Origin of the sequence: Sphaerotilus sp., assembly GCF_041083715.1 — a bacterium.
Classification (GTDB): Bacteria; Pseudomonadota; Gammaproteobacteria; order Burkholderiales; family Burkholderiaceae_C; genus Sphaerotilus.
Genome location: NZ_JBFPGY010000124.1, coordinates 1 through 10,837, shown reverse-complemented (window position 1 = coordinate 10,837; position 10,837 = coordinate 1). Strand labels below are relative to the sequence as shown.

Annotated in this window: 11 protein-coding genes; 4 read left to right on the top strand and 7 right to left on the bottom strand. The window is 67.3% G+C overall.

The features are described from left to right. Both AB3X43_RS05925 and AB3X43_RS05920 read left to right on the top strand, forming a co-directional pair. On the top strand, window positions 1-449 hold a 449-nt coding region (locus AB3X43_RS05925), incomplete at its 5' end, for a putative pterin-binding protein (RefSeq protein ID WP_369428944.1). Continuing rightward, window positions 446-2,857, top strand: a complete 2,412-nt coding sequence (locus tag AB3X43_RS05920; protein ID WP_369428943.1) for an ATP-binding protein — start codon at window positions 446-448, stop codon at window positions 2,855-2,857. The genes AB3X43_RS05925 and AB3X43_RS05920, both read left to right, overlap by 4 nt. Window positions 2,858-2,883: 26 nt before the next feature. Here AB3X43_RS05920 and AB3X43_RS05915 read toward each other — a convergent pair whose 3' ends face one another. Next, entirely contained in the window at window positions 2,884-3,357 is a 474-nt protein-coding gene (locus tag AB3X43_RS05915) for a hypothetical protein (RefSeq protein WP_369428942.1), read from the bottom strand. A gap of 348 nt (window positions 3,358-3,705) precedes the next feature. After that, window positions 3,706-5,082, bottom strand: a complete 1,377-nt coding sequence (radA, locus tag AB3X43_RS05910) for a DNA repair protein RadA (protein WP_369428941.1) — start codon at window positions 5,080-5,082, stop codon at window positions 3,706-3,708. Between the two features lie 42 nt (window positions 5,083-5,124). Between radA and AB3X43_RS05905 the strand changes: the two genes are divergently transcribed. After that, entirely contained in the window at window positions 5,125-5,757 is a 633-nt protein-coding gene (locus tag AB3X43_RS05905; protein WP_369428940.1) for a LysE family transporter, read from the top strand. A 10-nt stretch (window positions 5,758-5,767) separates the two neighbouring features. Here the strand turns inward: AB3X43_RS05905 and AB3X43_RS05900 are convergent, their stop codons facing one another. The 4 genes from AB3X43_RS05900 to alr form a co-directional block, all read right to left on the bottom strand. Then, window positions 5,768-6,067, bottom strand: a complete 300-nt coding sequence (locus AB3X43_RS05900; RefSeq protein ID WP_369428939.1) for a hypothetical protein — start codon at window positions 6,065-6,067, stop codon at window positions 5,768-5,770. A 112-nt stretch (window positions 6,068-6,179) separates the two neighbouring features. Then, window positions 6,180-6,590 (bottom strand): alternative ribosome rescue aminoacyl-tRNA hydrolase ArfB, encoded by a 411-nt coding sequence (gene arfB / locus AB3X43_RS05895; RefSeq protein ID WP_369428938.1) that lies wholly within the window; start codon window positions 6,588-6,590, stop codon window positions 6,180-6,182. Further along, window positions 6,587-7,081 carry an acyl-CoA thioesterase gene (locus tag AB3X43_RS05890; protein WP_369428937.1) on the bottom strand — a complete coding sequence of 165 codons (495 nt, stop codon included), beginning with the start codon at window positions 7,079-7,081 and terminating at the stop codon, window positions 6,587-6,589. The genes arfB and AB3X43_RS05890 overlap by 4 nt, the downstream gene beginning before the upstream one ends. 31 nt (window positions 7,082-7,112) lie before the next feature. Then, window positions 7,113-8,234, bottom strand: a complete 1,122-nt coding sequence (gene alr, locus AB3X43_RS05885) for an alanine racemase (RefSeq protein WP_369428936.1) — start codon at window positions 8,232-8,234, stop codon at window positions 7,113-7,115. Window positions 8,235-8,396: 162 nt separating this feature from the next. Between alr and lplT the strand changes: the two genes are divergently transcribed. After that, complete coding sequence (gene lplT / locus AB3X43_RS05880; protein WP_369428935.1) at window positions 8,397-9,677, top strand: lysophospholipid transporter LplT; 1,281 nt, start codon at window positions 8,397-8,399, stop codon at window positions 9,675-9,677. Between the two features lie 19 nt (window positions 9,678-9,696). Here lplT and AB3X43_RS05875 read toward each other — a convergent pair whose 3' ends face one another. Beyond that, complete coding sequence (locus tag AB3X43_RS05875) at window positions 9,697-10,584, bottom strand: response regulator (protein ID WP_369428934.1); 888 nt, start codon at window positions 10,582-10,584, stop codon at window positions 9,697-9,699. Window positions 10,585-10,837 lie beyond the last annotated feature (253 nt).

Here is a 10,837-nt window from a genome sequence, read left to right as displayed (position 1 = left end):
CCGCCTTCGCGCTGGACCGCCCCAAAGGCAAGGTGGTGCTCACCATCGGCGGCAAGATCGGCATGCGCAATGCCGGCACGGTCGCCGAGTTCGACATGGACATGCTGGCGGCGCTGCCGCAGCACTCATTTTCCACCAAGACTCCGTGGTATCCGGAGGCGCGCAAGTTCACCGGTCCGCTGCTGCGTGACGTGCTGGCCGCCGTCGATGCCCAGGGCAAGAATCTGCGGGCCATCGCGCTCAACGACTACAAGGTCGATCTGCCGATCGGCGATGCGCTGAAGTTCAATCTGGTGCTTGCCCGCCTGATGGACGACAAGCCGATGCCCGTGCGCGAGAAAGGGCCGCTGTTCATCATCTACCCGTTCGATTCGGACGAGGCGCTGCGGGCAGAACGCTACTACAGCCGCTCCGCCTGGCAGGTCAAGACCATCGACGTGCTTGAATGACCGAGGTCGGCGCTGCGGCTGAGCCGGTCGCTGCCAAGGCACCGACCTCCCGTGTCGGGCGACTGATGGTGCTCATGGTGGTGCTGCTGTCCGCTGTCTTCGGCGGGATCGGCTGGCTGCAGACCCAGTCGCTGGCGTTGCTCAATGCCAATGTCGTCTACCAGGGCGACAACATTGTCTGGAGCTTCTACCAGCTCGAGACGGAGTCCCTGCGTCTGGGGCAATTGCTGCACGACGCCGCCAAGGAGACCCGACCAGGTCCGTTCGATGCGCTGCGTGACCGCTACGAGATCTTCGTCAGCCGCATCAGTCTGGTCGAGCCTCAGCGCACGCGTGAGGTGATGCCTGAACTGGCGGTGCAGCGCCAGGTGCTGGCCCAGCTCCGGGCGCTGGTCGCACGCATGGATCCGCTGATCGGCCCGGACGCTCCGGCGCACATCGATCCAGCCCGGATCCGGGAATTCCTGCCTGACTTTGATGACCAGGAAAAAAACGTCCGTGACCTGTCACTGCTGGCCAACCAGGCCGTGGCGGAGACCATCACCCGGCGCAACGAGGCCGTGCGTGACCAGAGCCGCATCGGGATCGGGCTCACGGTCTTCCAGTTTCTGATGATCGGCGCGTTTGCGTCCGTGGTGGTCCGGCAGGTCCGGGCCCTGGAGCAGCGCCGCAGCGAGCTGGAGACGCTGGCCCACAGCCTGCAGGACGCGCGGGCCGAGGCCGAGCAGGCCAGCCGCACCAAGAGTGCCTTCCTGGCCAACATGAGCCACGAACTGCGCACGCCGTTCAACGGCTTGCTGGGGATGATGTCGCTGCTGGACCGCTCGTCGCTGACCGCGCAGCAGCGCGAGCACCTTGGCATCGCGCGCCAGTCGGGCGAGCACCTGCTGACCATCCTCAACGATGTGCTCGACGTCTCGAAGATGGAGTCTGGCCGGCTGGAGCTGGTGGCCCGGCCGACGGACTTGCGCCAGACCGTGAGCGATGTGCAGGCGCTGATGGCACCACAGGCCCGCGACAAGGCACTGACGCTGGCGGTGGACATCGGTGCCGACCTGCCGGAGGCCGTGCAGGCCGACGCCAAGCGGGTCAAGCAGATCCTGTTCAACCTGCTCGGCAATGCGATCAAGTTCACCGATGCCGGCCGGGTGGGTCTGAAGGTGGACCGGGGCTACACGTCCACTGGCCGGCCAGGCATCCGGTTCCGCATCACGGACACCGGCATCGGCATGGGCGAGGACACCCGCGCGCGCCTGTTCCAGCGCTTCAGCCAGGGCGACAACAGCATCAGCCGGCGGTTCGGTGGCACGGGTCTCGGCCTGGAGATCTCCCGCACGCTGGCAGAACTGATGGACGGCGAGATCTCCGTCACCAGCCAGGCCGGGATGGGCAGTGAATTCACCGTGGTGTTGCCGCTGGCTGCGCTGGATCCGGGCGCACTGGTCGCCGCCAGTGTCGGCGACGTGCCGGTGCGGGTCGTGTCAGCGGACTCGCCGGCCTTGCTGCTGTCCGACCGGGTCGTGCCGGGAATGCCATCCGCAGGCAGCTTGCAGGTGCTGGTCACGGACGACCATCCGGTCAACCGCAAGTTCATGCAGGTACTGCTGGAGCGACTGGGACACCAGGTGTTGCTGGCGACCAACGGAGAAGAGGCTGTGGCGATCGTGCGCGGGCAGCCTTGCGATCTTGTGCTGATGGATGTGCACATGCCGGTCATGGATGGCCTCGCGGCAGCTCGGGCGATCCGGAGTCTGCCGCTGCCCCACTCCAGGGTGCTGATCGTGGCGCTGACCGCCGATGCCTTTGCCGAGTCCCGCGAGCGGGTGCGGCAGTCGGGCATGGACGACTTCCTGGCCAAGCCGGTGCAGTTGCACGACGTCGAGGAAATGCTGCGCAAGCACTTCGGTGCACGTGCGGTCGGCCGCATGGGGTTGAGTGCATCGTCCGCGCCGACCGCTGCGGCGACGCGGGCTCTCGATCTGCCCCAGGTGTCTGTTTCCAGTGCACCGGACAAGCAGCCGGCGCCCCGCCGTGTGCGCGTCAAGCCCGGCGAGCCGGCCCGGGTGCTGGACCTGGCGCACATCGCCGATACCTGTGCGGCCCTGTCTGCCGGTGCCTACCGCACGCTGCTGGCCGGGTTCATGTCGGATGAGAGCGCGTCGCTGTCCGACCTGCTGGCCCTGCTCGAGCAGGGCAGCGATGCGGACGATCGGTCGAAAGCCGCGCACCGGCTCAAGGGTGCGGCGGCCAGCCTGGGACTGCGAGAACTGGCCGAGACGGCCAAGGTGCTGGAAGCGGATGCTGCGTCACTGACCGAAGCGTCTGCGCAGCAGATGGCACAGCGGTTGCGCGAGCAGCTCAACGCTGCCCGCGAGATGGCCACCAGACTGGGCTGGCTGAACTCCTGAACGCCCCTTCCGGTCGTTCGTCAGAATCAGGCAGCGGCAACCGACGCGTGGTTGGTGCTGCGCACCGTGTCCTGCATCACCGCGGGGCGGGTGACGATCTGGGCTGCGTTCTGGCCATCGGTGCGCGTGGCGCTCCAGCGCTCGACGCTGCCGCGGCGGAAGGTCACGACGATCTGGTTGCCGTAGCTGTCGCGCCAGAGCCAGTCGTTGCCACGCTCGTTCACACGCTGACCCAGGCTGTTGGAAATGGCGAGCACGTCGGCCATGAGCATGCCGTGGGCCAGTTTCGACTGCAGCGTCACGACGCTGTCGACCATGCCCTTGGGCCGGTCCGCCACATTGCGCAACTGGCGCGACGCGCGGTTGAATTGCAGGATCGACCAGAAGGCCATGAGGGTGATCGCCAGAACCAGACCGGCCCAGCGAAAGGCCCACCAGCCAGCAAGTAGTGCGGATGCCGCCAGGACAGCATTGATGGTGCGTTGAAATGGAACTTTCATGTACCTGATCTTATCGCTGGAGGAGGGGGGAACATTCACCACCGCCACGTAACGAAAGGTATTAACCCCGCGCATGAGGGGGTGTGGTGCAGACGTTGCCGGCACGGCAAGTGCAGAGAAATATCGCCTGAAACGATAAATATGAAGCGGCTGTTGTCGATTGATTTTTCCGAATTGCTCCAACATGCTGAAGCGCTGTTCATTTGATATCAACTGGTTATCCGACATCAAATGGGTTTGATCACGGATAGAGGTTGAACACTGGTTGCCAATACGTGGCCCCGCTGATGGAGGGTTTGCGTGGTGGGGTCATTCTGATAGGGGTGGGGTGTCGCAGGGGTCCCACGTTCAGGAGAGCTGGCGGATGGCATCGATCGCCTCTTCGATGCGTTCGATGGGATGCACGGTCAGGCCTTCGATCGGTTTTCTGGGTGCGTTGGCCTTGGGCACCAGCGCCACCGTGAAGCCCAGCTTGGCCGCCTCCTTGAGCCGTTCCTGGCCGCGCGGCGCGGGGCGGACCTCGCCTGCCAGGCCCACCTCGCCGAATGCGATGAAGCCTTTTGGCAGCGGCCGTCCGCGCAGTGAACTCTGGATCGCCAGCAGCACGGCCAGGTCCGCCGCCGGTTCGCTGATGCGCACGCCACCGACCGCATTGACGAACACGTCCTGGTCTGCGCAGGAGACGCCCGCATGCCGGTGCAGCACTGCCAGCAGCATCGCCAGCCGGTCCCGGTCCAGGCCGACGCTGAGTCGGCGCGGACTCGGGCCGCCGGCATCGACCAGCGCCTGGATCTCGACCAGCAGCGGACGTGTTCCTTCCAGGGTCACCAGCACGCAGGCCCCCGGCACGGGTTCGCTGTGGCTCGACAGGAAGATGGCGCTCGGATTGGCCACGCCCTTGAGTCCTTTCTCCGTCATCGCGAACACGCCGATCTCGTTGACCGCGCCGAAGCGGTTCTTGATGGCGCGCACCAGACGGAAGCTCGAATGGGTGTCGCCCTCGAAATACAGCACGGTGTCGACGATGTGCTCCAGCACGCGGGGGCCGGCCAGCGCACCTTCCTTGGTGACATGGCCGACGAGGACGATGGTGCAGCCCGTGGACTTGGCCGTGCGGGTGAGTTGTGCTGCGCACTCTCGAACCTGGGCCACCGAGCCAGGCGCGGAGGTGAGCTGGTCGGAGTAGAGGGTCTGGATCGAGTCGATGACGCAGAAGGCCGGTGCTTCGAGGGCGAGTGTGGCCTGGATGCGCTCCAGCCCGATCTCGGCCAGCACGCGCAGGTTCTGCCCGCCCAGTCCGAGCCGGTGCGCCCGCAGCGCGACCTGCGCGCCGGACTCCTCGCCGGTCACGTAGAGCACCTTCATCTGGTGCGACAGCGCCTCGGCCGCCTGCAGCAGCAGCGTGCTCTTGCCGATGCCGGGGTCGCCGCCGATCAGCACCACACCGCCTTCGACGATACCGCCACCGAGCACGCGGTCGAGTTCCTCCAGCCCGGTCGGCGTACGGGCGACGTCTGCCGCCTCGATGTCCGCCAGCGTGGCCACCGGCTGGCTCTTGGCGAGTGCCTGGAAGCGGTTGTTCTTGCTGCCGCCAGCGCTGGACGCGGACTCGGCGATGGTTTCGTCGAGCGTGTTCCAGGCCCCGCAGTGCGGGCACTTGCCGAGCCACTTGGGGTTGGTGCCGCCGCAGTCGCGGCAGGTGTAGATCGTCTTGTCGCGTGCCATGCGGCGGATTGTCACCTGCCCGCCGTGTGGCAGGATGTGCCCATGGAATTCAACACTTGGCTCACTTTTCTGGCCGCTGCCGTGGCGATCAGCCTGTCACCCGGACCGGGTGCGATCGCCGCGATGGGCGTCGGCCTGAACCACGGGTTTCGCCGCGGCCAGGTCATCGCCTTCGGGCTGCTGATGGGCGTGTGGACACAGACGCTGGTGGTGGGCTTCGGCTTGGGCATGCTGCTGTCGACGTCCGAGGCGGCCTTCTCGGTCGTCCAGTGGGTCGGGGCGGCTTACCTCGTCTGGCTGGGCATCCAGCAGTGGCGTGCGCCGATCCGGCCGCTGGTGGCGCCCGAGGGCGAGGCCGTGCCGGACACCCATCTGGCGCGCACGCTGTTCCTGCGCGGCTGGATGGTCAACGCGCTCAATCCGAAAGGCACGGTGTTCCTCCTCGCCGTGCTGCCGCAGTTCATCGACGCCGCACGGCCGCTGCTGGCGCAGTACCTGGCGATCGGCGCGACCTTCGGCGTGGTCGAGTGCCTGGTGATGAGCGGCTACGTGGCGCTGGCGTCGCGCGTGCTGGGAATGCTGCGCGAGCCGCGGCAGCTCCGCTGGATGAACCGGACCTTCGGCAGCCTGTTCGTCGTGGCGGGTGCCGTGCTGGGGATGTTCCGGCGTGCCTGAGGCCGTCCGCTCACACCGTGCGCCATAGCGTGTCCTGCACGGAGCCGGCGATGAAGTTCTCGCTGCCCTTGGCCACCATGCCCATGTAGTCCTTGTCGGACATCATGCGGACCTGCATGGCTTCGAAGGCTGCCAGGCTGCCGTAGCTGGCGCTCCACGCCACGCGGTTCGGATTGCCGCCGATCGGCATGTGGACGGTCACCTCCACGCCGAAGTGGCTCTTGATGTAGCCGGAGATCTCGTGGGCGAAGCCGAGCGCGCTGCCGACCTTGCCCGAAGCGATGGATGCCGTGCGAAGGAACGTGATCATCTGGACACTCCTGTCCGCCGAGAGGGGCGGCGGTCCCGGCCACTGGTGGTGGCAGCGGCCGCCATGAGTGTGATCCTTTGTGGTATCGATTTCGACGCCGGTGCCCTCGGTCCTAATCAGATGAGAGGATGCCGCGGCCGCGCTTCGCCTTGATCGCGCTGTGCCTGGTCTTGGATTCCAGCCGGCGCATGGTCGAGCCGTGGGTCGGCTTGGTCGCGCGGCGGGCCTTGGGCACATGGGCTGCGCGGTCCACCATGTCCTGGAGACGGGCCATGGCGTCCGCCTGGTTGCGCGGCAGGCTGCGGTGGTCCTGGGCCTTGATGACGACCGCGCCGTCACTGCCGATGCGGCTGTCGGGCAGCGCGAGCAGGCGCTCCTTGAGGGCGTCGGGCAGCGACGAGGCGTGGATGTCGAAGCGCAGGTGCGCTGCGCTCGACACCTTGTTGACGTTCTGCCCGCCCGCGCCCTGGGCGCGGATGGCCGTGAAATCGACCTCGCGTGGATCGATCCTCGGCGGTTTCATGGCAGTGGCGGCGCGGGGTGGCGCACGGCCTTGAGCCGCTGCTCCATCTCGGTGCGGAGTTGCCGGCGGGCCTGGGCGTTCTCCCAGCGCCGCTTCTCGTCGGCCGAGAACGGCCGCAGTGTCGGCACCTTGGCCGGCTTGCCGTCGTCATCGACGGCGACCATCGTGAAGAAGCAGGAGTTGGCGTGGCGCACGACCTGGGTGCGGATGTTTTCGGCGATGACCTTGATGCCGATCTCCATCGACGAGGTGCCGGTGTAGTTGACGCTGGCCAGCAGGCTGACGAGTTCGCCGACGTGGATCGGCTGGCGGAACATCACCTGGTCGACGCTGAGCGTGACGCAGTAGCGGCCGGCATAGCGGCTGGCGCAGGCATAGGCGGCCTGGTCGAGCAGCTTGAGGATGGTGCCGCCGTGGACATTGCCGGAGAAGTTGGCCATGTCCGGCGTCATGAGCACCGTCATCGAGAGTTGGTGGGAGGGGAGGTCCATGTGTGGCGGTGTGGTGTGGGGCTCGGGTGGGTCAGGAATGGGCCGGATCGCCCTGCGCGGGCACGACCCGCACCGGAACCCGCGGCGCCAGCGCACACATCAGCTCGTAGCCGATGGTGCCGGCCGCGTGCGCGACTTCGTCGATCGGCAGCACGCTGCCTTGCGGACCATGGCCCCAGAGCGTGACTTCGCTGCCGACTTCCGCCTGTGGCACGGGTGCCAGGTCCACGGCCAGCATGTCCATGGAGACCCGGCCGACCGTCGTGGTGCGCACGCCATCGACCAGCACCGGCGTGCCAGTGCCGGCATGGCGCGGGTAGCCGTCGGCATAGCCGCAGGCGACGACACCGATGCGCATCGGCTGCTCGGCACGGAAGCGGCTGCCGTAGCCGACACTGTCGCCGGGCTGCAGCGTCTGCGTGGAAATGAGCCGCGAGCGCAGTGTCATCGTGGGCGTCAGGCCCCAGTGGGTGATGTCGTGCTCCGGGAAGTCGGGCGCGCTGCCGTAGCTCAGGATGCCGCTGCGCACCCAGTCGGCGCGCACTTCGGCGTCGCCGGCATGCCGCAGGATGGCCGCGCTGTTGCTCAGGCTGCGCTCGCCGGGCAGGTCGTGCGTCGCGGCATGGAAGGCGACGACTTGGTGCGCGATGCCGCGCGGGCCGTCGGCATCAGAGAAATGGGTGACCAGCGAGATCTCGTCGACCTGCGGCAGCGCGTTCAGCCGGGTCCATGCGCTGCGCAGGTGTGCGCCGGTGAAGCCCAGGCGGTTCATGCCGCTGTTCATCTTGAGGAAGACACGGTGCGGCTGGTGGGTCTTGTGCGCGGCGAGCCAGTCGATCTGGGTTTCGTGGTGGACGACATGCCACAGGTTCAGCCGCGAGCACAACTCCAGATCGCGGGGCTCGAAACAGCCCTCCAGCAGGAGCACCGGCCCGCGCCAGCCCAGGTTGCGCACACGCTGGGCCTCGTCCAGGTCCAGCATCGCCAGACCATCCGCACCAAGCAGGCCGGGCCAGACCCGTTCGATGCCGTGGCCATAGGCATTGGCCTTGACCACGGCCCACAGGCGCGCATCACCGGCGTGGCGGCGGGCGACGAGCAGATTGCTGGCCAGGGCATCGGGATGGAGGAGGGCTTCGATCGGGCGTGGCATGGCGAAAGATTGTGCCAGCCCCCCGCGACCTGAGGATTTCACCAGCGGTGCCCGCAGAAGCGCATGCTATAACCGCGCCGCACCGCATCGGCGCCCGTCGCCGGCCGGTCTGTCCCTGTTTTCCGTTCCCATTCCCACTTCCAACAGAGCCGTCTCAGCCGGATGAAAAAAGGCTTTCACACCATCATGTCGGCGCAGTTTTGCAGCTCGCTGGCAGACAACGCCTTGTTCGTCGCCGCGGTCGAACTGCTCCGGACCTCCGGCTCGCCCGAATGGCAGCGTGCCGCGCTGGTGCCGATGTTCGCGCTGTTCTATGTGATCCTGGCGCCGTTCGTGGGGGCGTTCGCCGATGCGGTGCCCAAGGGCCGGGTGATGTTCTTCTCGAACACCATCAAGGTCATCGGCTGCCTGATGATGCTGTTCGGCACACACCCGCTGGCGGCCTACGCCATCGTCGGCCTGGGGGCCGCAGCCTACTCGCCGGCCAAGTACGGCATCCTGACCGAACTCCTGCCGCCCTCCCAGCTGGTCAAGGCCAATGGCTGGATCGAGGGGCTGACGATCTCCTCGATCATCCTGGGCGTGCTGCTGGGCGGGCAACTGGTGGGGCCGCACATCGCGCCGCACCTGCTCGCCTTCGACTTTCCGCTGGTGGATCTGGGCGTCGATACGCCGCCCGAGGCCGCCATTTCGGCGCTGGTGTTTCTCTACATCATTGCGGCGGTGTTCAACCTCTACATCCCGCGCACCGATGCACCGCTGCAGCCGCTCTCCAGCGACCCGATGGCGCTGATCCGCGACTTCTCCGAGTGCAATTCGCGCCTGTGGAACGACCGGCTCGGCCAGATCTCGCTGGCCACGACCACGCTGTTCTGGGGCGTCTCCGGCAACCTGCGCTACATCGTGCTGGCCTGGGCGGCCGCTGCACTCGGCTATGGCACGACGCAGGCCTCGTCGCTGGTCGGCGTCGTGGCGGTCGGCACGGCGGTGGGCGCCGTGGCCGCTTCGATGCTGATGCGGCTGGAGCACGCCACGCGCGTCATGCCGCTGGGTGTGGCGATGGGCCTGCTGGTGGTGTTGATGAACTTCATCGACAACGTCTGGCTGGCAGCGCCGTTCCTGATCGTGCTGGGCGGGCTGGGTGGCTTCCTGGTGGTGCCGATGAATGCCCTGCTGCAGCACCGCGGCCACAACCTGATGGGCGCCGGCCGCTCGATCGCCGTGCAGAACTTCAACGAGCAGGCCTGCATCCTGGCGCTGGGGGCGTTCTACACCGGCATGACCCGCGGTGGACTGTCGGCCTTCGGTGCGATCACGATCTTCGGTCTGCTGGTGGCCGGCACCATGGAGCTGATCCGCCGCTGGTACCGTCGCAACACGGTCGTGTACCGCGACGAGGTCGATCGCCTGATGGCCATCGCCCGCAGCGACGGCGGGCACTGAGCCCGCTTCGACGCCGGATTCAGAGCGCCATCGGCGCCGTTGGCTGGAACACCCGGTCGAACGTCCGGTCGTGGCGCGCCAGCAGTTGCTCCAGTGCGTGGTCGTCCAGCGGCGTGGTCAGGCAGGCATCGCAATCAGCGAAGGTGGCGCGGATGCGCTCGATCGGCGCCAGCCGCTGGGTCAGCGCCACCACCACCGGCGCCATGCCAGCCAGGGTCGGATGGCGGCGGATGCGGCGGCAGGTCTGGAAGCCGGCCGAGCCCCCCTGGCCCACGCCGAGGAACACGAAGCCGAACACCAGCCGGCTGGTCAGCGCCACGGCCTCGTCGCTGGTACGTGTCAGCAGCACCCGGTAGCCGAAAGCCATCAGCCGCTCGCGCAGCAGCCGGCATTCGGCCGGGCTGTTGCTCACCACCAGCACTTGGTCGAGCCGCTGGTCGCCTTCGGCCAGCACGGAATTGCTGTAGCCGGCACTGGCGCGGAAGTCCTGCACGTCGTGGTCATTGAGCGCCTGTTGCCGAGTCAGCCCGCTCGGGCCGGTGGCGGCCAGCCGCAGCCGCGGGGCCAGCCCGGACTCGCGCAGCGCGCGGGCGGCGCGGCGGCTCTTGAGGTCATCGAGCGCACGGCGCAGCTGCAGCGCGTCGATCGGTCGGCTCAGGTGGGCACCTGCGGTCGGGGGTGTCTTCGAGCCACCGATGAACACCGTGTCGCGCACCCGACCTGCCCGCCCGACCGCCAGGACCGCGTCCGGCTGGTCCGCATCGGCCACCAGCCAGTCGCAGTCCGTGACCGACTCGCCCACCGTGTAGACCGGCACGGCGTCCACCAGGCGGAAGTAGCTCTCCAGTGTCTGGCGCTCGAACGCACTGAAGCCGACGATGGCAATTCGCTGGGCAACCGCACGCATGGGGAACTCCGGTCTGTCTGGTTGGGAACGGTCTGATTCTTCGAGACGCGCCCGGTAGCGTCAAGGCAGCCATCCCCCTCAATACGATGTGGTACCGACCACCCTTCGAGGTGGAATGCACGGCGTGCGGTGGCGATTTTTCCTGATCGCCCCCCGGCTTTCCGGGGTCGGGCCTCGGCGGATAATCGCAGACCCCCTCGCAGGAGCACTTTCCATGTTCGAACACGTCGATGCCTACGCTGGCGATCCCATC

Excerpts from the sequence above, each read along its gene's own strand:
- AB3X43_RS05920 (WP_369428943.1), top strand. The coding sequence starts at position 446 with ATGACCGAGGTCGGCGCTGCGGCTGAGCCGGTCGCTGCCAAGGCACCG.
- AB3X43_RS05915 (WP_369428942.1), bottom strand. The coding sequence starts at position 3,357 with ATGAAAGTTCCATTTCAACGCACCATCAATGCTGTCCTGGCGGCATCC.
- radA (WP_369428941.1), bottom strand. The coding sequence starts at position 5,082 with ATGGCACGCGACAAGACGATCTACACCTGCCGCGACTGCGGCGGCACC.
- AB3X43_RS05905 (WP_369428940.1), top strand. The coding sequence starts at position 5,125 with ATGGAATTCAACACTTGGCTCACTTTTCTGGCCGCTGCCGTGGCGATC.
- AB3X43_RS05900 (WP_369428939.1), bottom strand. The coding sequence starts at position 6,067 with ATGATCACGTTCCTTCGCACGGCATCCATCGCTTCGGGCAAGGTCGGC.
- arfB (WP_369428938.1), bottom strand. The coding sequence starts at position 6,590 with ATGAAACCGCCGAGGATCGATCCACGCGAGGTCGATTTCACGGCCATC.
- AB3X43_RS05890 (WP_369428937.1), bottom strand. The coding sequence starts at position 7,081 with ATGGACCTCCCCTCCCACCAACTCTCGATGACGGTGCTCATGACGCCG.
- alr (WP_369428936.1), bottom strand. The coding sequence starts at position 8,234 with ATGCCACGCCCGATCGAAGCCCTCCTCCATCCCGATGCCCTGGCCAGC.
- lplT (WP_369428935.1), top strand. The coding sequence starts at position 8,397 with ATGAAAAAAGGCTTTCACACCATCATGTCGGCGCAGTTTTGCAGCTCG.
- AB3X43_RS05875 (WP_369428934.1), bottom strand. The coding sequence starts at position 10,584 with ATGCGTGCGGTTGCCCAGCGAATTGCCATCGTCGGCTTCAGTGCGTTC.